General features: G+C 68.2%; 25 protein-coding genes. 12 read left to right on the top strand and 13 right to left on the bottom strand.

The features are described 5' to 3' along the window. Window position 1: 1 nt before the first annotated feature. From D9601_RS07655 to D9601_RS07645, 3 genes are read right to left on the bottom strand one after another with little or no spacing between them, the layout of a single operon-like run. Complete coding sequence (locus D9601_RS07655; protein ID WP_232473864.1) at window positions 2–457, bottom strand: cytidine deaminase; 456 nt, start codon at window positions 455–457, stop codon at window positions 2–4. After that, the gene (locus D9601_RS07650) at window positions 454–1131 is read right to left on the bottom strand and encodes a GH25 family lysozyme (RefSeq protein ID WP_198353223.1); all 678 of its coding nucleotides are present in this window, start codon (window positions 1129–1131) and stop codon (window positions 454–456) included. The genes D9601_RS07655 and D9601_RS07650 overlap by 4 nt, the downstream gene beginning before the upstream one ends. After that, window positions 1131–1613: a UPF0262 family protein gene (locus D9601_RS07645; RefSeq protein WP_198353222.1), complete on the bottom strand. Its 483-nt coding sequence runs from the start codon at window positions 1611–1613 to the stop codon at window positions 1131–1133. The genes D9601_RS07650 and D9601_RS07645 overlap by 1 nt, the downstream gene beginning before the upstream one ends. A gap of 79 nt (window positions 1614–1692) precedes the next feature. Between D9601_RS07645 and D9601_RS07640 the strand changes: the two genes are divergently transcribed. Both D9601_RS07640 and D9601_RS07635 read left to right on the top strand, forming a co-directional pair. Then, window positions 1693–3183: a replicative DNA helicase gene (locus tag D9601_RS07640; RefSeq protein WP_198353221.1), complete on the top strand. Its 1491-nt coding sequence runs from the start codon at window positions 1693–1695 to the stop codon at window positions 3181–3183. Window positions 3184–3255: 72 nt separating this feature from the next. Then, window positions 3256–3897, top strand: coding sequence for a hypothetical protein (locus D9601_RS07635; protein ID WP_198353220.1), 642 nt, complete (start codon window positions 3256–3258; stop codon window positions 3895–3897). A 77-nt stretch (window positions 3898–3974) separates the two neighbouring features. Here the strand turns inward: D9601_RS07635 and D9601_RS07630 are convergent, their stop codons facing one another. The 7 genes from D9601_RS07630 to D9601_RS07600 form a co-directional block, all read right to left on the bottom strand. Next, complete coding sequence (locus D9601_RS07630) at window positions 3975–4733, bottom strand: phosphoadenylyl-sulfate reductase (protein WP_198353219.1); 759 nt, start codon at window positions 4731–4733, stop codon at window positions 3975–3977. Next, entirely contained in the window at window positions 4726–5154 is a 429-nt protein-coding gene (locus D9601_RS07625) for a DUF934 domain-containing protein (protein WP_198353218.1), read from the bottom strand. Before D9601_RS07625 ends, D9601_RS07630 begins: the two co-directional genes overlap by 8 nt. Further along, complete coding sequence (locus D9601_RS07620) at window positions 5147–6778, bottom strand: nitrite/sulfite reductase (RefSeq protein ID WP_198353217.1); 1632 nt, start codon at window positions 6776–6778, stop codon at window positions 5147–5149. Before D9601_RS07620 ends, D9601_RS07625 begins: the two co-directional genes overlap by 8 nt. A 137-nt stretch (window positions 6779–6915) precedes the next feature. Continuing rightward, window positions 6916–7212: a DUF2849 domain-containing protein gene (locus tag D9601_RS07615; RefSeq protein ID WP_198353216.1), complete on the bottom strand. Its 297-nt coding sequence runs from the start codon at window positions 7210–7212 to the stop codon at window positions 6916–6918. Next, window positions 7209–8000 (bottom strand): uroporphyrinogen-III C-methyltransferase, encoded by a 792-nt coding sequence (cobA, locus tag D9601_RS07610; RefSeq protein ID WP_198353215.1) that lies wholly within the window; start codon window positions 7998–8000, stop codon window positions 7209–7211. The genes D9601_RS07615 and cobA overlap by 4 nt, the downstream gene beginning before the upstream one ends. An 86-nt stretch (window positions 8001–8086) precedes the next feature. Next, on the bottom strand, window positions 8087–9496 hold the full coding sequence (gene astD / locus D9601_RS07605; RefSeq protein WP_198353214.1) for a succinylglutamate-semialdehyde dehydrogenase: 1410 nt from the start codon (window positions 9494–9496) through the stop codon (window positions 8087–8089). 231 nt (window positions 9497–9727) lie between these two features. After that, window positions 9728–11086 carry a protein adenylyltransferase SelO gene (locus tag D9601_RS07600; protein WP_198353213.1) on the bottom strand — a complete coding sequence of 453 codons (1359 nt, stop codon included), beginning with the start codon at window positions 11084–11086 and terminating at the stop codon, window positions 9728–9730. A 38-nt stretch (window positions 11087–11124) separates the two neighbouring features. Here D9601_RS07600 and D9601_RS07595 point away from each other — a divergent pair, with 38 nt between their 5' ends. The 6 genes from D9601_RS07595 (at window position 11125) to D9601_RS07575 (ending at window position 17236) form a co-directional block, all read left to right on the top strand. After that, window positions 11125–11979 carry an alpha/beta fold hydrolase gene (locus D9601_RS07595; protein ID WP_198353212.1) on the top strand — a complete coding sequence of 285 codons (855 nt, stop codon included), beginning with the start codon at window positions 11125–11127 and terminating at the stop codon, window positions 11977–11979. A 54-nt stretch (window positions 11980–12033) separates the two neighbouring features. Then, complete coding sequence (locus D9601_RS07590; protein ID WP_198353211.1) at window positions 12034–13371, top strand: DUF418 domain-containing protein; 1338 nt, start codon at window positions 12034–12036, stop codon at window positions 13369–13371. 61 nt (window positions 13372–13432) lie between these two features. Next, on the top strand, window positions 13433–14569 hold the full coding sequence (locus D9601_RS07585) for a glycosyltransferase family 4 protein (RefSeq protein WP_198353210.1): 1137 nt from the start codon (window positions 13433–13435) through the stop codon (window positions 14567–14569). Window positions 14570–14901: 332 nt separating this feature from the next. Next, complete coding sequence (locus D9601_RS20020) at window positions 14902–15036, top strand: hypothetical protein (RefSeq protein WP_269769648.1); 135 nt, start codon at window positions 14902–14904, stop codon at window positions 15034–15036. A 289-nt stretch (window positions 15037–15325) separates the two neighbouring features. Continuing rightward, a complete protein-coding gene (locus D9601_RS07580) occupies window positions 15326–16729 on the top strand; it encodes an NAD(P)H-dependent flavin oxidoreductase (protein WP_198353453.1) in 1404 nt (467 codons plus the stop codon). A 6-nt stretch (window positions 16730–16735) separates the two neighbouring features. Further along, a complete protein-coding gene (locus D9601_RS07575) occupies window positions 16736–17236 on the top strand; it encodes a potassium channel family protein (RefSeq protein WP_198353209.1) in 501 nt (166 codons plus the stop codon). A gap of 182 nt (window positions 17237–17418) precedes the next feature. Here the strand turns inward: D9601_RS07575 and D9601_RS07570 are convergent, their stop codons facing one another. Together D9601_RS07570 and D9601_RS07565 are read right to left on the bottom strand one after the other, a co-directional pair. Then, a complete protein-coding gene (locus D9601_RS07570; protein WP_198353208.1) occupies window positions 17419–17616 on the bottom strand; it encodes a hypothetical protein in 198 nt (65 codons plus the stop codon). Between the two features lie 112 nt (window positions 17617–17728). Then, window positions 17729–18727 (bottom strand): 2-hydroxyacid dehydrogenase, encoded by a 999-nt coding sequence (locus D9601_RS07565; RefSeq protein ID WP_198353207.1) that lies wholly within the window; start codon window positions 18725–18727, stop codon window positions 17729–17731. Between the two features lie 102 nt (window positions 18728–18829). Between D9601_RS07565 and D9601_RS07560 the strand changes: the two genes are divergently transcribed. Continuing rightward, window positions 18830–19342, top strand: a complete 513-nt coding sequence (locus D9601_RS07560; protein WP_198353206.1) for an SH3 domain-containing protein — start codon at window positions 18830–18832, stop codon at window positions 19340–19342. 46 nt (window positions 19343–19388) lie between these two features. On the opposite strand, the gene D9601_RS07555 is transcribed toward D9601_RS07560, so the two are convergent. Beyond that, window positions 19389–20576 (bottom strand): acetyl-CoA C-acyltransferase, encoded by a 1188-nt coding sequence (locus tag D9601_RS07555; RefSeq protein WP_198353452.1) that lies wholly within the window; start codon window positions 20574–20576, stop codon window positions 19389–19391. A 57-nt stretch (window positions 20577–20633) separates the two neighbouring features. On the opposite strand from D9601_RS07555, the gene D9601_RS07550 reads away from it, so the two are divergent. From D9601_RS07550 to D9601_RS07540, 3 genes are read left to right on the top strand one after another with little or no spacing between them, the layout of a single operon-like run. Further along, a complete protein-coding gene (locus D9601_RS07550) occupies window positions 20634–20966 on the top strand; it encodes a hypothetical protein (RefSeq protein WP_232473863.1) in 333 nt (110 codons plus the stop codon). After that, on the top strand, window positions 20959–21714 hold the full coding sequence (locus D9601_RS07545; protein ID WP_198353205.1) for a prepilin peptidase: 756 nt from the start codon (window positions 20959–20961) through the stop codon (window positions 21712–21714). The genes D9601_RS07550 and D9601_RS07545 overlap by 8 nt, the downstream gene beginning before the upstream one ends. Beyond that, window positions 21711–22145: a hypothetical protein gene (locus D9601_RS07540; RefSeq protein WP_198353204.1), complete on the top strand. Its 435-nt coding sequence runs from the start codon at window positions 21711–21713 to the stop codon at window positions 22143–22145. Before D9601_RS07545 ends, D9601_RS07540 begins: the two co-directional genes overlap by 4 nt. The last annotated feature ends 108 nt before the right edge of the window (window positions 22146–22253 follow it).

Below are 22253 nucleotides of genomic sequence, written 5' to 3'. Positions count from 1 at the left end.
ATCAGCCGATGCCCAGATCGGCCGGTCCGAACGCCTGCGGCAACAGCTCGGACAGACGATAGGTCGCGATCGCGTCGCCCTCCGCGGCACCGCAATGGACGACTAGATCGCGCCCGCCGAGTTGTGCCGCCTCGTTCAGTACCTGCCGGCAGCGGCCGCACGGGCTGACCGGCGTCACGCCGGTGGCGCGGCCGGCGGGGTCCATCGCGCCGCCGATCACGCCGACCGCGACGACGTCGCGCAGCCGTCCCGCAGCGCTGGCGGTCGCTATCGCGACCGTCTCGGCGCAGAGCGACAGGCCGTAACTGGCATTCTCGACATTGGCGCCGGTGACCAGCGATCCGTCGACCATCAGCAGCGCCGCGCCGACCGCGAACCGGGAATAGGGGGCATGGGCATGCGCCGCTGCCTCGCGGGCGGCGGCGATCAGCCGGGTGGCGGTTTCGGTCTCGGTCATGGTGCGACGACGTCCCAATTGACGGGGCCTTCGATGCCGTCGATCCGGCGGATGTCGCTGGCGCGCCACATCCGCCACGGCCGCGCGGCATAGGCTGGGGTAAAGAAGGTGGCGCTCGACCAGACCGGCCGGTCGATCGCCGCCGTGAGTTCATAGGCGCGCTCGACCGGTCGGGCGACCCGCAGCATCACCGGCTTGCGGGTATGCGCCTCGACCATACGGATGAAGCGACCGAGCTCGGCCACGACCGCCTCGCGCTCCGGTCGTGCCGCGCAATCGTCGTGGAAGGACACGTCGACCGCCACCGGTAAGGCGTCCTGCGTTCGCGGAACAAAGGCGTTGAAGGCATTGGCCTGATCCGTGGCCGCCTGGCAGAGCGAGAAGACGTGCACGGCGCCGCGACGCAGCCCCGCCTCCGGCAACGCGGCCCAATTCGCTTCGAAGGTCGGGTCGCGCTGATCCCCACCGATCGTCGCGACGAGATAGGCGAAGTCCGCCCCCCGCGCCCGTACGGTCCCCCACTCGACGGGACCCGGCGTCGCTTCGAGGTCGATGCCCTGCAGCGGATATTGCGACGCGGCCGGATGCCAGTTGGTCGCGTAACTCCAGCCGCCGACACCGATCGCACCCGCCGCCGCCAGGACCGCCGCCGCCTTGAGGATGCCGTACGCCATCAGCCGCGCAGGTGCAGGACGCAGATCAGCGTGAACAGCCGCCGTGCGGTGTCGAAATCGACATCGATCTTTCCGGCCAGCCGCTCGCGCAGCAATTCGGCGGCCTCATTGTGAATGGCGCGGCGGGCCATGTCGACGGTCTCGATCTGTTGCGGGGTGGCCGCCCTTATCGCCTGATAGTAACTGTCGCAAATCGCGAAATAGTCCTTGATCGGCCGGCGGAAGCGGCCGAGCGCGAGGACCAATGTTTCCAAATGGCTGCCGTCCGCACGGTGCAGGTGCAGGCCGAGCCGTCCCTCCGCCGATTCGAGCCTGACGCGATAAGGCCCGGCATAGCCGTCGGCATGCACCCGTTGCGGCGCAAAGTGATTGTCCTCCAGCAGGTCGAAGATCGCGATGCGCCGCTCCTGCTCGACATCCGCCGACCGCCAGCCGATGCTGGTTTCGTCGATGTCGATGGCGATGATCCGCGGGTCGGCCATCGTCGCCCGATAGAGGGCTTGGTCGCCCACGACAATTCCGAGTTTGTCGGCAGCCCGCCGGACAGGGTAAGGACGGCCGATGGCGACTCTGGCATTTCCGACCCCCGCAGCTGCGGCGGAACCCCTCCACCTGCCCCGCAACGTCGAGGCGGAAGCGGCGATGCTGGGCGCGATGATGATCGACAACCGGTTGGCCGACGATCTCGTCGACCGGCTGGAGCCGGTGCATTTCTACGAGCCGGTGCACGGCCGCATCTTCGCCGCGATCAAGACGCTACGCTCCAACGACATGTTGGCGACGCCGGTCACGCTGCGCCCGATGTTCGAGGCGGACGAGGGGATGAGGGAGTTGGGCGGCCCGGCCTATCTGGCGCAGCTGACCAGTTCGGGCGCCGGCCTGATCGGTGCGCGCCAATTCGCGACGCAGATCTACGATCTGGCGATGCTGCGCGCGCTGGTCAGCGTCGGCCGGACCCTGGTCGAGCGGGCGATGGACACGTCGGAAGAGGTCAATCCGCGCGCGCAGATCGAGGCGGCCGAGGAGGAGCTGTACAAGGTCGCCGGCGATGGCGGGGTTGAAAATTCGATCAAGAGCTTCGCGCAGGCGACGACCATGGCGGTCAAGATGGCGGAGCGCGCGCTCAACTCGGGCGGCAACCTGTCGGGCGTCACCACTGGTCTCGACTCGGTCAACGCCAAGATCGGCGGCATGCATCATTCCGACTTGATGATCCTCGCCGGCCGTCCCGGCATGGGCAAGACCTCGCTCGCCACCAACATCGCCTTCAACGCCGCACGGCGCTGGATGCGCGACATGGCGGACGGCATCCCGCCGAGCGAATCGGTCGGCGCCAAGGTCGCCTTCTTCAGCCTCGAGATGAGCGCCGACCAGCTGGCGACGCGTATCCTCGCTGAACAATCGGGGATCAGTTCCGAAAATTTGCGCATGGGCAAGATCAGCAAGGCGGAATTCGGTCAGCTCGCCGCTGCGGCGGCGGAACTGGAGAACCTGCCTTTCTTCATCGACGACACCGGCGGCCTGTCGATCAGCGCGCTGCATACCCGCGTCCGGCGGCTGCAGCGGCGGCACAACAACGAGATCGGGCTGGTCGTCGTCGACTATCTGCAGCTGCTGACCAGCGGCAAAGGCAGCAACGAGAACCGGGTTCAGGAAATCTCGGAGATCAGCCGCGGTCTGAAAACCTTGGCCAAGGACATGAACGTTCCGGTGCTGGCGCTGTCGCAGCTCAGCCGCGCGGTCGAAAGCCGTGAGGACAAGCGGCCGATGCTGTCGGATCTGCGCGAATCGGGGTCGATCGAGCAGGACGCCGACATGGTATGGTTCGTGTTCCGCGAAGATTATTACACCGCGCAGCGCGAGCCCAAGCGGCCGATGGAGGGCGACGAGGCCAAGATCTTCGAAGATCACGCCAAATGGGCCGCCGACATGGAGCGGGTCTATGGTCTGGCGGAGCTGATCGTCGCCAAACAACGCCATGGTGCGACGGGCAAAGTGGTGTTGAAGTTCGATCCGACGATCACGCGCTTCTCGGATTACGCGGGCTATTGACTCCGACCGGCGCGGGAACCGGGCGCTTCATCGACACGTTTGCTCGCCCAGTTCATCCTAGGAGGAGCAATCATGCGTAGGATTCTGGTGTGCGCCACGGCCCTGTCCGGTCTGGTGCTGGCGGCTAGCCCGGCTCTGGCGGAAGGCAAGACCGACCGCGCCCGCGCCGCGATCGCCGAGGCGCGCGGCAAGGTTGAAACGCTGAGCACGCTCAATGCTGCCGGCGAGGTGCCGCGGATGGTCGCACAGGCGCAAGCGGCACTGCGCGCGGCGGAAGACGACCTCAAGGGTAGCCACAAGGAACAGGCGATCGCCGACGCGCATCGTGCCTCCGAACTGGCCGACACGGCGATCGGCCTGTCGCAGAAGCAGCAGGCGCAGACGCAGGCGGCGACCGTCGCCGCAGCGGCGGAGACTACCGCAGCGGCGCAGCAGGAGGCGGACGCAGCACGCGCCCGCGCCGCAGCCGCCGAGGCCGCGGCACAGTCAGCCGCATCCGACGCCGCCGCCGCGCGCTTGGCGGCCGCGACGCCCCAGCCGCAGCCCCAGCCGCAACCGGTGACCACCGTCACCACCGAGACGACGCGGACTGCCGCGGCGAGCACCACGCGGGCGGCGACGCCGCGCCGGACGGTGAAGCGCGTGGTTCACCGCAAAGCGGTGGCGCGGCCGGCGGTAACCGAGAAGACGACCACGACCGTCACGACCAACTGACGGATTGCTGCAAGGCGGACAGGGCGGGGGCGACCATCACGGTCGTCCCCGTTTGTCGTTCAACGGTACGGACAGGATCAGAAGACCGGGTCTTCGCCTGGCGGGTGCGCGACGTGGATGCCGCATTCGACCTTGTCCCAACCACGCCAGCGGCCGGCGCGAGGGTCTTCGCCCGGCTTGACCTTGCTGGTGCACGGTGCACAGCCGATCGAGAGATATCCTTCCGCCTCCAGCGGATGCCGTGGCAGTTTGTGCTCGGCGAAATAGCCGTCGAGATCGGTCTTGGTCCAATCGGCGAGTGGATTGACCTTCAGTCGGCCCTCGTCGATCTCGAACCGCGGCAGCGCCCGACGGGTACCGGCCTGAAAGCCTTTTCGACCTGAGATCCAGGCGTCGAATGGCGCGAGGGCGCGACGCAACGGTTCGACCTTGCGAAGGTCGCAGCACCCGTCCGGATCGTAGGACCAGCGCAGGCCCGTTGCGTCTTTGGCGGCGAGCAACCGCGGATCGGGGCGGAAGACGCGCAGGTCCGTCAGCCCCAGCCGTTCGGCGAGCTCGTCGCGATAGGCGAGGGTCTCGCCGAACATCTTCTGGGTGTTGGTGAAGATGACGGGCACGTCGCGGTCGATGGCGGCGACCATGTGGAGCAGCACCGCGGATTCCGCGCCGAACGACGAGACGGAGGCGATCCGCCCGGCCAGCTCACCGGTCAGCAGCTCTGCCAGCATCGCTGCGGCGGGGACATCCGCAAAGCGGGCTTCGAGGGCTGCGGCATCCGCCTCGGTAAAGGCCGGGGCGGCGTCGATCACGTCGATGGCACGCAAGGGCTCAGCCATGACGCCGCTTCCACACCGGCACCGCATCGTCCGCCGCGGCCTGATAGCGATAGGCATAACGATCGAGGCTGCGGCGGAGCACGTCGGCGTCGATCGGCGCTTCGGGGGCGAAGCTGTCGAAGCCGCAGCGGCGCATCAGCGGCAGCTGATCGACCAAGACGTCACCCGCCGCGCGCAGCTCGCCAGCATAGCCGGCCTCGCGCAGGATCCGGGCGGCGGAATAGCCCCGGCCATCGCGGAACGTAGGGAAGCTGACCTCGACCAGGGCGAGCTGGCCGAGCTGCGGCAACAGCGTCCGCGCATCCTCCCCCGCCTCCAGCCGTACGGCGGTGGCGTTGCTCTGGCCGAGGAAGGCATCGAGGGTGACGGCAGGCTCGTCATGCGGCTCGTCGTCGCGGAAGCGGAGCAGGGCATCAGCCATAAATGGCCTCCTTGAACGGTTCGAAGCCGACGCGGCGATAGGTGTCGAGGAAGCGCTCACCCGCCTCGCGCACAGCGAGATAGCGGTCGGTGACCCGCTCGATGGCATCGACGACGCCGTCCTCGTCGAAGCCGGGGCCGGTGATCTTGGCGAGGCTGACGTCCTCCGCCCCCGATCCGCCGAGCGACAGCTGGTAGTTTTCGGTGCCCTTCTTGTCGACGCCGAGGATGCCGATGTGGCCGGCATGGTGATGGCCACAGGCGTTGATACAGCCCGAGATCTTGAGCTTCAGCTCGCCGAGCTCGCGCTGGCGGTCGCGATCGGCGAAGCGGGTCGCGATCTTCTGCGCCAGCGGGATCGAGCGGGCATTGGCCAGGCTGCAATAGTCGAGGCCGGGGCAGGCGATGATGTCGGTGATCAGATCGAGATTGGGTTCGGCGAGGCCGCCGTCGACCAGCCGCTGCCAAAGTTCCCAAAGGTCACGCATAGCGACATGCGGCAGGACGATGTTCTGGGCGTGAGTTACCCGTAACTCATTGAAGGTAAATGTTTCCGCCAGGTCGGCAAGCAAGGCGATCTGATCGGCAGAGGCGTCGCCGGGGATGCCGCCGGCGGGCTTCAAGCTGACGTTGACGATCGCATAGCCCGGCGCCTTGTGCGGGCGGACATTCTGGTCGAGCCAGACGGCGAAATCGGGATCGCTGCGGTCGACCTCGGTCGGCAGATGCGTCTCGAAAGCCGGCGGCGCGAACATCGCCTGGATGCGCTCGAGCTCGGCGACCGGCGGGTCAATGCCGAGCAGCTTCACCGCGGCGAACTCCTCCTCGACCTGGCGGCGATATTCGTCGGCGCCGATCTCGTGCAGCAGGATCTTGATCCGCGCCTTGTAGATGTTGTCGCGCCGGCCGTAGCGGTTGTAGACACGTAGACACGCCTCGAGATAGCTCATCAGCTCGTCGGCACGCACGAAGTCGCGGATCAGATGGCTGATCATCGGCGTGCGTCCCATGCCGCCACCGACATAAATTTGCGCGCCCACTTCGCCATCGCGTTCGACCAGCCGGATGCCGATGTCGTGCAGCCGCATCGCGGCGCGATCCTCCTCGGCCGCGATCACCGCGATCTTGAACTTGCGCGGCAGATAGCTGAATTCGGGGTGGAAGGTGCTCCACTGGCGGAGCAGTTCCGCCCAGGGTCGCGGATCGGTGACCTCGTCGGCGCTGGCGCCGGCATATTGGTCGGCGGAGATGTTGCGGATGCAATTGCCGCTGGTCTGGATGGCGTGCATCTCCACCGTCGCCAGTTCGGCGAGGATGTCGGGCGTATCGGCGAGCTTGATCCAGTTGAACTGGATGTTCTGACGCGTCGTGAAATGGCCGTAGCCGCGATCATAGGTGCGTGCGATATGCGCCAGCATGCGCATCTGGCGGCTGTCCAACGTGCCATAGGGGACGGCGACGCGCAGCATATAGGCATGCAGCTGCAGATAAAGGCCGTTCATCAGCCGCAGCGGCTTGAACTGGTCCTCGGACAGCTGGCCCGAGAGGCGGCGCTCCACCTGATCGCGAAATTCCTCGACGCGGGCGTCGACGATGCTCTGATCATATTCGTCGTACTTGTACATGCGATCTTCTTCCAAAGTCCTCCCGCTGGCGGGAGGGGACCGCCGCCCAAGGGCGGTGGCGAAGGGGGCTTCCTCACCCGTTGCGCTGGCGGACGTTTCCACCCCGGCGGAGCGGACGTCCGGGGCGGATGTCCGGGTCAGATCACCCAGCTGCCCGCTTGCGGATCGGCAGGCTTGAGCGTCAGATCGGGGCGGACGGTCGGGCCGAGCGCCCGGATGCGGTCCTTGATATGGGCGGGCCGGGGGCCGTCCGCCGTCGCTGTCGCGTCGATCAGATAAGGGACGTTGACGCGCCGTGCGCCCTCCTCGGCGCGCAGGATCGCCTCGCCGCCGGCGCCCACGTCGACCGCATCCTCGACATGGCGCGACCAGCCCTGGCCGTTCCACCAGACCACGTCGCCGCTCGCCAGATCGTTGCCGGTCAGCAGCCTCATGCCGCCATGCCTTCGGCGACGCGCGCCCAGCGCGCGAGCTTGTCCTCGGCGTCAGACAGCTCGACGACCTCGCCGACGACGATGATCGCCGGGCTCTTCACGGCCTCGCGGGCGACCATCGGCCCGAGATCGGCGAGCAGAGTGCGCAGCGCACGGCTGCCCGCGAGCGTGCCGCGTTCGAGCACCGCGACGGGCATGTCGGGCGCGACGCCGTCGGCCATCAATTTGTCGGCGATGTCCCCGGCAGTCGCGACGCCCATGTAGATGACGAGCGTACGGCCCTGGCCGGCGAGGCCAGACCAATCCTGTTCAGACAAGCCCTTGCATTGACCGGCAACGAAGCTGACTGCGCTGGAATGATCGCGATGGGTGAGCGGCAGCATCGCCTCCGCCGCGCAGCCTAGCGCCGCGGAGACGCCGGGGATCACCTCGACGGGCAGGCCGGCGGCACGCACCGCCTCCACCTCTTCGCCGCCGCGACCGAAGATGAACGGATCGCCGCCCTTCAGCCGGACGACGACGCTGCCGGTCTTCACATGGGCGACGATCAATGCGTTGATCGCTTCCTGCGGCAAAGTGTGGCGAGCACGGCTCTTCGCCACCGAAATGCGCTGGGCGGCGGGCGGTGCGAGGTCCAGCACCCGCGGGGCGATCAGTCCATCGTGGACGACGACGTCGGCGCGGCGCAGCGCCTCGACCGCGCGGACGGTGAGCAGGCCGGGATCACCCGGACCCGCACCGACGAGGATGACGCGCCCGCGGGCGCTCGGATCGAGAAGCGTAGCCATGATGTTGGGAAATGGGCCGCACCGCCCGACCGGGCAATGCAGGGATGCTTTCCAATGGGGTAGCCGAACTTGCGCGAAGCCTCAGGTCACGCGTCGCGCAGGCCGATGCCAATATTCGCCCGGGCCGCGTCCGCCTCGTTGCTGACCACCGGATAGGCGCAATAATCGGCAGCGTAATAGGCGCTGGGCCGGTGGTTGCCAGACCAGCCGATGCCGCCGAACGGGGCGGCGGAGCTGGCGCCGTTGGTCGGGCGGTTCCAGTTGACGATGCCGGCGCGGACATTGGCCCAGAACCGGTCGTAGAGCGCCGGCGTCTGGCTGATCAGCGAGGCGGAGAGGCCGTAACGGGTGTTGTTCGCCTCGGCGATCGCGGCGTCGAAATCGTCGGTGCGGATCACCTGCAGGATCGGGCCGAACAATTCGATGTCGGGGCGTTCCGCCATGTCGGTGGTGTCGATCATCGCCGGCATCAGGAACGGCTTGTCGTCCGACAGGCGTTCCAGATGGCGGATCGGCCGGCCGCCGCGCATCAGCAGCGCGAGGAAGCTCTCGGTGAGCATGTCGGCGGTGGCATTGTCGATCACCGGGCCCATGAACGGCTGCGGATCGTCGAACGGGCTGCCGACGATCAGCCGGCCGACCATCTGGTTGATCGTGTCGATCAGCGGATCGTAGAGCTTGCTGTCGACGATCAGGCGGCGCGCGGCGGTGCAGCGCTGACCCGCGGTGGTGAAGGCGGATTGGATGACCAGCACCGCGGCGGCGTGCAGGTCGGGCGTGTCCCAGACGATGATCGGATTGTTGCCGCCCATCTCCAGCGCCAGGATCTTCTCCGGCTTGGCGGCGAAGGCGCGGTTGAGCGCGATGCCGGTGCGCGCCGAGCCGGTGAACAGCAGGCCGTCGATGTCGGGATGATCGGCGAGCGCCTTGCCCTCCGCAGGGCCGCCGATGACGACGCGCGCGCATTCCGCCGGCACGCCGGCGGCGCGGTAGCAGTCGATCAGAAAGGCGCCGGTCGCCGGGGTCTTTTCCGACGGCTTGAACACGATCGCATTGCCGGCGAGCAGGGCGGGGACGATGTGGCCGTTGGGCAGATGCGCGGGAAAATTATAGGGGCCGAGCACCGCGAGCACGCCATGCGGCTTGTGACGCAGCGCCATGCGGCTGCCCATTGGGGAATCGAGACGGCGCTGCGCGGTGCGCTCGGCATAAGCGGTGACCGAGATGTCGACCTTGGCGATCACCGTGTCAATCTCGGTACGCGCTTCCCACAACGGCTTGCCGGTTTCGCGGGCGAGCAGTTCGCTGAACTCGTCGTGGCGCTGGCGTACGACATTGGCGAAGCGGCGCATCGTCTCGATCCGCACCGCCAGCGGCTGCGCGGCCCAGGGTGCCCAGCCGCTGCGCGCGGCGGCGACCTCCGCATCGACGTCGCCGATCGCGCCGCGCCACAGCTCCGCGCCCGTCGCCGGTTCGTGGGAGATGATCTCGCTCATAAACCTCTCTCGCTCAAGCGATGTCGGTTAGGGGATGGGCGGCATGGCGGCAAGGTGGGTGTGGGGCGGGGTGTCCCGGGTTGGGGAAGGTTGCCCGGGGGAGAGCGCTACCCACCATCGTCATCCCCGCGCAGGCGGGGATCCAGAGACGCAAACGATGCGGGCAATCGACTGACCTGCGCGTCTGGCTTCCCGCCTTCGCGGGAAGGACGTCTTGGCTGGAACGGCACCTCAAGCCAGCGCTTCGCCCATCCGGCGGATCGCGTCGACCTTGGCGTGGACGCGCGACCAGTCGTCGCTGTCCGCGATCGGTGCCCAGATCGCCTCGACCTCGTCGATCAGCATCGCACAGGGTTCGCCCTGCCAATAGGGATGGTCGCGGGATTTGCGCGGCCGATAATCGGCGAGTGCGGCGCGCAATTCGTCCCAGGCGGCATCGTAGCTCGCCGGCACGGTACCGCCGAACAGATCGAAGAAGGTGCGGTCGAGCGGAGCGGCGGTGGTACGAAGCGCGCGTTCGAGCGTCTGGACCAAGGCGCGGTCCGGCTCCGCGCCGCGCGGCACGACGCCGAGCCGCCAGAGCAAGGCGTCGGCGATCGCCGGCTGGTAATGGGACGCGAAGGTCTGCAGCGTGTCGATCAGCGGCTCGCTCTCCGCCACCAGCCTGAGCGAGGCGGCGAGCTGCATCACGTCCCAATGGATCGCCTCCGGCTGGCGGCCGAAGGCATAAAGGCCGGTCTGGTCGAAATAGGCGGCCGTGAAGCCGGGATCCCACGTGGGGGCGAACCGCCATGGGCCATAGTCGAAGCTCTCGCCGGTGACGTTGATGTTGTCCGAATTGAGCACGCCGTGGACGAAGCCGGCCGCCATGTAGCGCGCCGCGAGCGTCGCGGTGCGGCGCACGACATGGTCGAGCAGGCGGATCGGATCGTCGGACTCCTCGCCGTAGAGCCGGCGCAGGACGTAGCCGACGAGCGCCCGCATCGCGTCCTCGTCCTGATGATAGGCGAGCCGCTGGAAGGTGCCGATGCGGATATGGCCGTGGCTGAGCCGGACCAGCACCGCCGAGCGGGTCGGCGAAGGCTCGTCGCCGCGGACCAGCTCCTCGCCCGTCTCGATCAGCGACAGCGTGCGGCTGGTCGGCACGTTGAGCGCCTCGAGCATCTCGGTCGCGAGGATCTCGCGCACGCCGCCCTTCAGCGTCAGGCGTCCGTCGCCAAAGCGGCTGTAGGGAGTCTGGCCGGACCCCTTGGTGCCGAGGTCCATCAGCCGGCCGGCACGGTCGTGGACTTGTGCGAAGGTGAAGCCGCGGCCGTCGCCGATGTCGGGATTGTAGGAGCGGAACTGATGGCCGTGATAGCGTAGCGCCAGCGGTTGCGGCAGCGTGCCCGGCAACGGTGCGAAGCGCCCGAAGTGCCGCACCCATTCGGCGTCGTTGAGATCGGCCAGGCCGACCTCCGCCGCGGCGCGGTCGTTGCGATACCGCACGATCGTCCCGGGGAAGTTCGCGGCCTCGACCGGGTCCCAGAAGGTCGGCCCGAGATCGAGCAGGGCGGTGGCGGGGCGATAGGCTTGCGGGGCAGGGGGCATGCGTGGATATGGAGGCCGCGACTCCGGGGGCGCAAGGCATGAAGGCGTATCAAAACTGCTACTGGATGTCCGCCGACGGGCTGAAGCTGCATTATCGCGATTATCCGGGGGATGCGGCCAAGCCGCCGATCCTCTGCTTTCCCGGCCTGACCCGCAACGCCCGCGACTATGATGCGCTGGCGACGCGCCTGGCGGGGGCGTGGCGCGTGCTGGCGGTCGATTTCCGCGGTCGCGGGCGCAGCGAATATGCCAAGGACCCGATGAGCTACGTGCCGCAGACCTATGTCGCGGACGTGCAGGCGCTGCTCGCCGAGCAGGGCATCGACCGCTTCGTGGCAATCGGCACCTCCTTGGGCGGGATCGTCACCATGTTGCTGGCGGCGGCGGGCGCGAACATCGCCGCGGCGCTGATCAACGACGTCGGGCCGGAGATCGACCCCGCCGGCCTTGCCCGCATCCGCGGCTATGTCGGCAAGGGCGGCAGCTGTCCGACCTGGATGCACGCGGCGCGCAGCGTCTGGGACTCGAACGCCGACGTCTATCCCGACTGGCAGATCGAGGATTGGCTGGCGATGGCCAAAAGGCTGTACCGGCTGACCAGCAGCGGGCGGATCGTACCCGACTACGACCTGAAAATCGCCGAGCCGTTTCGCGCGCCGGGCAATGCCGCGCCGCCCGATCTGTGGGCGGCGCTGGCGCATCTGCGCGACGTGCCGACGCTGCTGGTGCGAGGCGAGCGGTCCGACGTGCTGGCGGCGTCGGTCGCGGAACGGATGGTCGCGGCGCTCGACCGCGCAGAGCTGGTCACCCTGCCCGGCATCGGCCACGCGCCGACGCTGGGCGAAGAGGGCTTGCGGCAGCCGATCGACCGGCTGCTGGCCCAGGTCGCATAGACAGCGTATTATCAGACTGATACACCCGTTCACGGGAAATCGGGGAACGGGCGGATGGCGACGGACGTGATTGCGGGCGGGGCGGTGGAGCCGGATGGCGCGCCGCGCATTCCGGTGCTCGACATCGCGCGCGGGGTGGCGATCCTCGGCATCCTGTTCATGAACGTCAACGACATGGGCGCGTCCATGACCGCCTCGGGGGCGGAGGTGCGGCATCTGGGCTGGACCTGGCTCGACCGGGCGGCCTGGCTGCTGCGCAACGTTCTCGCGGACGGCACGGCCCGCTGCCTGCTCGAAATGCTGTTCGGGGCCGGCATGCTGATCCTGACCGACCGGATGGCGTGCATGGCCGAGGGGCGCTGGGGCGTGCTGAAGCGCTATGGCTGGCGCAATCTGGTGCTGTGGCTGTTCGGCATGGCGCACATGTTCCTGCTGCTGTGGCCGGGCGACATCCTCCACACCTATGCGGTGGCGGCGATGGTTGCCTGTGCCTTCCGCGGGCTGGCGGCGCGCTGGCTGCTGACGATCGGACTGTTGCTGACCGCGCTCAATGCGGTCGGCGGCACGGTCGGGATCGTCTATACCCATGCCAGCGAGACGCAGCGGATCGAACTGACCGGTAAGCTGGCGGCGGGGCAGACGCTGACCAAGGCGCAGACGACGATGCTCGCCGACATCCGCAAGCGCGCGGCGCAGCGCGCCAGGAACAAGGCGGAGATGCAGGCGAAGATCGTCGCCGAGGATGCCTATGGTCGCGGCACGCCATGGCAATGGGTGCGCGGGCAATGGGCGATGAACCGCGAGCGGCTGGGCGCGATGGAGATCGGCGCGATCTGGGAGGCGGCGTCGGTGATGCTGATCGGCGCGGCGCTGTTCAAGCTCGGCATCCTGCAGGGCGGCCGCAGCCGGCGCTTCTACTGGGGGATGACGGCGACCGGCTGGCTAATCGGCGGTGGCCTGCGGCTGGCGGCGACGCTGGCGATGATGCGCTTCGACGGCCAGCCGCATATCGGCTGGGCGACCTATGAGGGCGCGCGCATCCTGATGACCTTGGGGCATCTCGGCGCGATCAACCTGCTGGCGGGCAGCGCGCTGATGCGGCCGTTCGTCGCGGCGGGGCGGACCGCGCTGACCCTCTACGTCTGCCAGACGATCATCATGTCGTGGCTGCTGTTCCCACCGTTCGGGCTGGGCCTGTACGGCCAATTCGGCTGGGCGGCGCTGATGGCGCTGTCGGTGGCGGTCGACCTGCTGCTGCTGGTCGCCGCCAACCTCTACCTGCGCCGTTTCCGTATCGCGCCGGTGGAATGGGCCTGGCGGTCGATCGTCGAGGGGCGGCGGCTGCCGTTCCGCCGGGTGTCGGCGAAGCCGATAGTGCCGGCGCTGGCGTGATCCGGGCCGCTTTGCGCAGAGGCTTGGGCAATCGGACGCGGCTCGGCTAAGGGACCGCATCATGGCCCGCCCGATCCGCATCCTGCACCTGCATTCCAGCTTCAACCTCGGTGGCAAGGAAGCGCGGGCGGTGCGGCTGATGAACGCCTTCGGCGACACCGCGCGCCACGTCATCGTGTCGAGCGTGCCCGACCAGCTCGGCGCGCGCGCGGCAATCGCCAAGGGCATCCGCTACGAAATCGCGCAGGACGCGCCGGCGCTGACCGGGCGGCCATCGGTCGCACGCTACGAGGCGCTGGCGCGGTTCATGCGCGGCTTCGATCTGGTGCTGACCTACAATTGGGGGGCGATCGACGGCGTGATGGCGCGCCGGGTGTTCGCCAAGGGCGCGCCGCCGCTGATCCATCACGAGGACGGCTTCAACGCCGACGAGGCCGGCGGGCTGAAGGTGGAGCGCAACATGTACCGCCGGGTGGCGCTGGCCGCCGCCAATGCTTTGGTCGTGCCGTCCTTCGTGCTGGAGGACATCGCGCTGCGGACCTGGAAGCAGCCGCGCGCGCGCGTCTACCGGATCGCCAACGGCATCGCGACCGACGCCTATGCCGCCAAGCCCGATCCGCGCGCCATTCCCGGCTTCGTCCGCAACGCGCAGGAGGTGGTGATCGGCGCGCTCGCCGGGCTGCGCGAGGTCAAGGACCTGCCGATGCTGCTCCGCGCATGCGGTGGCCTGCCGCAGCGGGTGCGGCTGGTCATCGTCGGTGAGGGGCCGGAGCGCGAGGCGATCGCGCAGGCGGCGGCGCGGATGGCGCTGACCGACCGGTTGGTGATGCCGGGCTTCCTCGACCGGCCCTACCGCTTTCTGCGCTCCTTCGACATCGTCGCGCTGTCGTCGCGCAGCGAGCAACAGCCGATCAGCGTCATCGAAGCGATGGCGGCGGGCCTGCCCGTGGCCAGCACACCGGTCGGTGATCTGAAGCAGATGGTGGCGGCGGAAAACCTGCCGTTCATCGCCGAGGGGATGGACGAGGTGCGGCTGCGCGACGCCTTGCGGCCGCTGGTCGCCGACGCGGACCTGCGCGCGCGGGTCGGCGCGGCCAATCAGGCGAAGGCACGGGCCGAATTCGACGAAGACGTGATGATCGTGCGGTACAAGGCGCTCTACGCCAATGCGCTCGGCCAACCCGGGGTGTTCGGCTGAACGCGCGCTTGCTCGCGATGCGCGTTCTGGCCGCGGAAAGTTGTCATGGCTAGATCAGCGTCGGACGCGGAACCCCTTAGGCGGCTGCACCTGTCGAAGCGGCATCGGTCATCTTTGCTGTCTTTACTGCGATCATAAGTTCTCGGCGTCTTTCCGATGCAAGCCAGTACCGGCGCTATGCTTGGCGTCAAAGGGCGACAAGTGGTTGCCCCGGCAACCTTGCTGCAGCGCAATGACGGATTGTCTTGCATTCGGCCGAAAAAGGTTCATCATTCTCGCGCCGGGACACCCCGGATACACGTGGGCCCGGCTCCTTTTGGAGAGGATGGGCCATGACTACGATCAAACATGTCGGAGAATATGGCGTGGTGGCGGTGGTCGCGACCGCGCTGATGGTCGCCGCGACCGGCCTTGCCAAGGTGATGGCGGACGGCGTCATCCTGATCGGCGAGGCGATCATACGCTGAACTGACGATCTGAACGACCGATACCGGTCATCCCGGCGAGCGCCGGGGTGGCCGATGGGCCCGGCCGGTTCCGCGCCGGCCGTCGTCGGCCAAGGAGAGTGGCGCGGCCCGGCGCCGCGAGGTCGCGCTGCTGCGGACCGGCGAATCATGCCACGGCATTTGCAGAGCGTCATCGCGATCCGCCGCCGTCTGGCACTGCGTCTTATCTGCCACGGTAGCGCAATTTCTTCGCATCGCCGGAACTTTCGGATATAGGCTCGCGGATTATCCCTGAGAGGTGCCGTTTCCTGTGTTCAAGGGCCTGAAGCCGATCGTCTATAATGGCCGCGAAGTCTGGCCGCTCGTCGAGGGCGGCAAGGGCGTGGCGGCGACCAATCACGCCTCGGCCGGTGCCTGGGCAGCGGCGGGCGGGATCGGCACGGTATCGGCGGTCAACGCCGACAGCTACGACCCGGACGGCAAGATCATTCCGCAGATCTATCGCGCGCTGACCCGCCGCGAGCGGCACGAGGAACTGATCGAATATGCGATCGAGGGCGCGGTGCAGCAGGTCAAGCGCGCGTTCGACATCGCCGGCGGCAAGGGTGCGATCAACATCAACGTGCTGTGGGAGATGGGCGGCGCGCAGCGCGTGCTGCACGGCGTGCTGGAGCGCACCCGCGGGCTGGTGGCGGGTGTCACCTGCGGCGCCGGCATGCCCTACAAATTGTCGGAGATCGCGGCCTCCTATCAGGTCAGCTACCTGCCGATCGTCTCGTCCGGCCGGGCCTTCCGCGCCCTGTGGAAGCGCGCCTATTCCAAGGCCGCGGACTGGCTGGCGGCGGTGGTCTATGAGGACCCCTGGCTGGCTGGCGGCCACAACGGCCTGTCCAATGCCGAAGACCCCCTGAAGCCGCAGGATCCCTATCCGCGCGTCAAGGAATTGCGCGAGACGATGCGCGAGGGCGGCATTCCCGACACGACGCCGATCGTGATGGCCGGCGGCGTCTGGTATCTGCGCGACTGGAACGACTGGATCGACAATCCGGAGCTCGGCACGATCGCCTTCCAATATGGCACGCGCCCGCTGCTGACGCAGGAAAGCCCGATCCCCGATGCGTGGAAGGCGCAGCTGACCCAGATCGAGGAAGGCGGCGTGCTGCTGCACCGCTTCTCGCCGACCGGCTTCTATTCGTCGGCGGTGCGCAATCCGTTCCTGCGCGCGCTCGAGGCGCGGTCGGAGCGGCAGATCGCCTTCTCCACGCAGGAAGCGGGCGATCACGTCTTCCAGCTCGACGTCGGCGTGAAGGGCAAGAATTTCTGGGTGACGCGCGGCGACCTGCTGCGCGCACGGGAATGGTTCGGCCACGGCTTTACCATGGCGCTGAAGACGCCGGACAATACCTTGGTGTTCGTGACGCCGGAGGAGGCCAAGGAAATCCGCAAGGATCAGGCCGACTGTATGGGCTGTCTGTCGCAATGCCTGTTCTCGAGCTGGGCGGACACCGAGACCAACTCGACCGGGCGGCTCGCCGACCCGCGCAGCTTCTGCATCCAGAAGACGCTGCAGGACATCGCGCATGGCGGCGACGTCGACAACAATCTGATGTTCGCCGGCCACGCCGCCTATAATTTCAAGAAGGACCCGTTCTATTCGAACGGCTTCGTGCCGACGGTCAAACAGCTGGTCGACCGCATCCTGACGGGGGACTAAGGGATTTTGACCGAGGTCGAGCGCCGCTATGCGTATTGGTCGCCGAAGGCGTCGACGCTTCTGACGGCCGTTCTGATTCTCGCCAACTCTCAGACGGTAGCCGCTTCGGTCTGGCTGGCGTATCTGGTCATTCTTGCGGCGCTGGTCGCCGCGAGCGTGACGTTGGTGATGCTGGCCAAGGGTTACGCGCGAGCGGCGACGCTGAGCGGCCTGACTATTCAGGCGGGGTTGCTGATCATCAACTTTGCCGCAATTCACTACGTCTTCGGGCTTTGTCCGTGCACGAGGAGCGCCTCCCCGACGGCGACCTTCTCGGATGCACTGTATTTCTCGGTCGTGACTTGGACGACCCTGGGGTACGGGGATCTGCTACCCCGGCCCGAACTCCATCTAATGGCGGCGCTTGAGGCGGCGGTCGGCTACATGTACTTCGGGCTTATTGTCGGTGTCGCTGGCGGGATATTGGAGGCGGGGCGAATCCATTCGCCGTCGGAGTCAACGCACTAGAATTCCGAGCAGCAATACGACGACGGGTGACAGCGACATCGCCATCATCACGCGAAAAGCGGTGCGATCGCTAAGGCTGCGGATCAGCTGTGTCACGGCAATACTATAGTTCCATATTCGGTAAACGACAATGCCGTTGGCGAGGCGGGAGCCGGGTTGAGGCTGTCGGCTCCCGCCCCATGTTATTTGGCGACGGTGCCGACCACCGCACCGGCGGTGCCGCCGACGGCCGCGCCTTTCTCGACACTGCCGCCGGTCGCGGCGGCGACGCCGGCCCCGCCCGCAGCGCCGATCCCCGCACCCTTCAGGGTCGAGCAACCGGACACAAGAGTGGCGGCGACGAGCAGGGCGGCGGAAGCCGCGCCGAACTTGATGGTCATCACAAACATCCTTTGCTGATGGGGAGTCGCCCGAATGCTGCGGCGCAGCGATCGGTTCCGCCCGGCAAGCTTTTGTCGCAAAAGGATTTGGTGGGTGGCGCCGATCCGCGCGTCAGGCCCAGCCGTCGAGTACCTGGTCGGGTGGCCGGTGGCCGTCGGCCCACATGCGGATGTTCTGGATGACGCGCTCGCCCGACGCCACCCGACCCTCGACCGTGGCGGAGCCCATGTGCGGGGTCATCGCCACATTGGGCAGGGCGAGCAGCCGTGGATCGATGCGCGGCTCATGTTCCCAGACGTCGAGCCCGGCGCCGGCGAGGCGGCCGGCCTCGAGCGCCTCGACCATCGCGACCTCGTCGACGATGCCGCCGCGCGAGGTGTTGATTAGATAGACGTGCGGCCGCATCAGCGAGAGGCGGCGGCGGTCGATCAGCATGCGGCTGTCGGCGTTGAGCGGCGTGTGGATCGAGACGATGTCCGCGGCGGCGAGCAGCGTATCGATGTCCGGGTGGAAGACCGCGCCCAGTTCCGCCTCCACGACCGCGGGCAGGCGGCGGCGGTTGTGATAGTGGATCGCCAGGCCGAAGGCGCGGGCGCGCCGCGCCACCGCCTGGCCGATGCGGCCCATGCCGACGATGCCGAGCGTCTTGCCGCCGATGCGATGGCCAAGCATGCCACCCGGGCTCCAGCCATGCCACTGGCCGGAGCGGACCAGCTTCTCGCCCTCCGCCAGCCGCCGCGGCACCGAAAGGATCAGCGCCATTGCCATGTCGGCGGTATCCTCGGTCAGCACGCCAGGGGTATTGGTGACGATGATGCCGCGCGCCCGCGCCGCCCTGAGCGCGATATGGTTCACGCCGGCGCCGTAATTGGCGATCAGCTTCAGCCGCGCGCCGGCTTCGGCGATCAATCGCTCGTCGATCTCGTCCGTGACGGTCGGCACGAGCACATCGCAGTCGGCCATCGCCGCGGCGAGCTGGTCGCGGGTCAATTTGGCGTCGCCGCGATTGTTGGTGGTGTCGAACAGCGCCTCCAGCCGCGTCATCACGCCTTGCGCCAACTCGCGGGTGACGACGACTTTCGGGTTGGGGCAGCGGCGGGTGTCCGGCATCGTGCGGCATGGCTTGGCGATTGGGAGCCGGCGCGTCAACGGATGGTTGATGCCGCCGGGACCGGCGCTATGCAGGCGACTTGCAGGGAAAGGACAGGGACGATGCGGCATTTGGCGTTCACGATCGCCGCGGTCGCGATGCTAGCGCCGGCGGCGATGCTGCCGGTCGGGCAGGGTGGGGCGGCGATCGCCGCCGAGACCAAGAAGGCCATGCCTTATTATGGCTCGATCGCCGCCGGGCGCGCGCGGATGCGGACCGGTCCGGCGCGCAGCTATCCGGCAAGCTGGCTGTACCAGCGACCCGATCTGCCGGTGCGGGTGCTCGCCGCGTTCAAGGAATGGCGCAAGGTCGAGGACCCGGACGGTACGCAGGGCTGGATGCTCGCGGCGCTGCTCAGCGAGCGGCGGACCGCGATCGTCAAGGGCGGTCGGCCGATCGAAATGCGCGAGCGGCCGTTTCCCGGCGCCCGGCTGATGTGGCGGGCGGAGCCCGGCGTGGTCGGGCGGCTGAGCCAGTGCGCCGGCGGTTGGTGCCGCTTCGACGTCAAGGGCCAGGCGGCGTTCGTCGAGACGCGCGACCTGTGGGGGGTCGAGCCGGGCGAGGCGCTGCCCTGAGCCAGCCCCTCCCGCAAGCAGGAGGGGCAAGGGGAACGCGAACGGCTTAGCGCATCAGCTCCACCGCCATGGCGGTGGCCTCGCCGCCGCCGATGCACAGGCTGGCGAGACCGCGCGTCTGGCCCGTCGTCTCCAGCGCCGACAGCAGGGTGGCGAGGATGCGCGCGCCGCTGGCGCCGATCGGATGGCCGAGCGCGCAGGCGCCGCCATGGATGTTGAGCCGCGCATGGTCGAGGCCAAGGTCGTGCATCGCGATCATCGACACGGCGGCGAACGCCTCGTTGACCTCGAACAGGTCGACCTGGTCCGTGGACCAGCCCGCCTTGTCGAGCGCCTTCTGCATCGCGAACACCGGCGCGGTGGTGAACAATGCCGGGGCGTGGGCATGGGCGGCGTGGCTGACGATGCGGGCGACCGGGGTCAGGCCGAGCCGCTCGGCGACGCTGGCGCGGGTCATTACCAGCGCGGCGGCACCGTCGGAGATCGACGAGGCGTTGGCGGCGGTGATCGTGCCTTCGCGCGAGAAGGCGGGCTTGAGCGTCGGGATCTTGGCGACGTCGCCCTTTGCGGGCTGCTCGTCGAGTGCGACGGTGGTGCTGCCCTTGCGACCGGCGACCTCGACCGCGACGATCTCGCGGTCGAAGGCGCCGCTGGTCTGCGCCTTTTGCGCTCGCGTCAGCGACTCAATCGCATAATCGTCCATCGCCTGGCGGGTGAATTGGTATTCCGCCGCCGTGTCCTCGGCAAAATTGCCCATCAGCTTGCTGGGTTCGTAGGCGTCCTCCAGCCCGTCGAGGTACATGTGATCGTACATCGTGTCGTGACCGATCCGCGCACCGCCGCGATGCTTCTTCGACAGATAGGGGGCGTTGGTCATGCTCTCCATGCCGCCGGCGACGAGCAGCTCGACCGACCCCGCGGCCAGCGCGTCGGCGGCCATGATCGCCGCCTGCATGCCCGATCCGCACATCTTGTTGACCGTCGTCGCCTCGACATGCGTGCCGAGGCCGGCGCCGATCGCCGCCTGCCGCGCCGGTGCCTGGCCGAGGCCGGCGGGCAGCACGCAACCCATGTAGATCCGCTCGACCGCCTCCGCCGATACGCCGACCCGTTCGACCGCGGCGCGCACCGCGGCCGCGCCGAGGTCGGTCGCGCTGGCGCCGGCGAGGGCGCCCTGAAACGAACCCATGGGCGTGCGGGCGTAGGACAGGATCACGATCGGATCGGTCGACATCATTCTCTCCGGATACATATTCTCGCCGCGATCTAGGATGGCGCGCGTGGCACGGCAATGCGCTTGATCTGGCTCAATCCTTCCGTGGTCGACAGCGGCGGGCCCGGCCGTCAGTCCTGCCACATGGATGCCTATGCCGAACCCATTCGCTGGTTTGCCTCGATCAGCGGCATGATCGCCGCGACCATCGTCTCGCTCGACTGGGGGCGGCGCGACACCGGTTGGGGGATGGTCTTGTTCTGCCTGTCGGCGATCGCCTGGATCACCGGTGCGGTCTTGACCCGCGACTGGGCGCTCGGCACGCAGAACAGCGTGCTGCTGCTGATCGATATGCTGGGCGTCTACCGCTACCTGCTGAGAGACAAGCCGCCCGCCGCGGCGGATGGCTGAACCGCTCGCCTGGGCGCTGGCGCTCGGCCTGGCGGGGGCGATCGTCGGCAGCTTCGTCGCCGCCCTCGCGATCCGCTGGCCGGAGGGGCGGTCGGTGACGCGCGGGCGCTCGGCCTGCGACAGCTGCCACGCGACCCTGTCGCCACGCGAGCTCGTCCCGCTGCTCAGCTTCCTGGTCCAGCGAGGGCGCTGCCGGTCGTGCCGGGCGCGGATAGATCGCTTTCACGTCGGCGTCGAGGCGACGGCGCTGCTGGTCGGTACCACCGCCGGTTGGATCGCGCCGGGCGCGGCCGGCATTGCCGGCGCAGCTTTCGGCTGGCTGCTGCTGGCGCTTGGCGCGCTCGACCTGCGTGCCTTCTGGCTGCCGGATCGGCTGACCGCGCTGCTGGCGCTGGCAGGACTTGGCAGCGGGGCGGCGGGCGTCATGCCGCCGATCGTCGACCGGCTGTGGGGCGGGGCGATCGGCTATGCCGGTCTGGCCATCATCGCCTGGGGGTATAGGCGCTGGCGCGGCCGCGAGGGGCTGGGCGGTGGCGATCCGAAGCTGTTCGGCGCGATCGGGCTGTGGCTGGGCTGGCGGTTGCTGCCGGCGGTGCTGCTGATCGCGGCGCTGGTCGGCTTGGGGGCGGCGCTGGTGGCGCAGCGGCGCGGAGGAGAGGTGCGGCGCGATACCGCGATGCCGTTCGGCACGCTGCTCGCCGTGGCGGCTTATCCGGCTTGGCTGGCGATGATAGGGTGGGCGTCATGATCACGCTGTTCCTTCCGCTCGCCTTGCAGGCCGCCGCAGCGACGTCCGCTTCCGCAGAGGCCGGCGCGTTGCAACCGATCGGTCGCCAGGCCCTGCCCGCCAAGGGCTGCGCGGCCTATCTGTGGAACGTCGCCGACCGCGAATTGGTGGCGATGGCGACGGCGGAGGCCGGCACGCTGCGTCTTGCGCCCGGCGGCAAGCCGATCGACCTGTCGCGCGGGGAGGGCAGCGGCGACGCTGCGCTCGGCTTCACCGCGACGACCGTCTATCGCGGTGGGGACATCAGCGCGACGCTCGACATGCAGATCGTCCGCGACCAGGCGCTGACGGCCGGTGCCAAGGTGCCGACGGGGACGTTGCGCATCGATCGGCCCGGTCGCGATTCGCTGGTCGTGCCGGTCGCCGGGATGATCGGCTGCTCGGCCCGCTAGGTCGGGCCGAATTGCGCACGATGCAACCATAACAGCTCCGTTACGTTTGCCTGCCGAGCAGGGGGTAAGTCGAATACGAACGCCCTCGGAGCGGGAAGGGGCGTATCG

The sequence above is a fragment of the Sphingomonas sp. MA1305 genome (assembly GCF_016107325.1).
Taxonomy (GTDB): domain Bacteria; phylum Pseudomonadota; class Alphaproteobacteria; order Sphingomonadales; family Sphingomonadaceae; genus Sphingomonas.
Note: the sequence above shows the minus strand (reverse complement) of the source record. Positions and strands in the feature narration are given on the sequence as shown.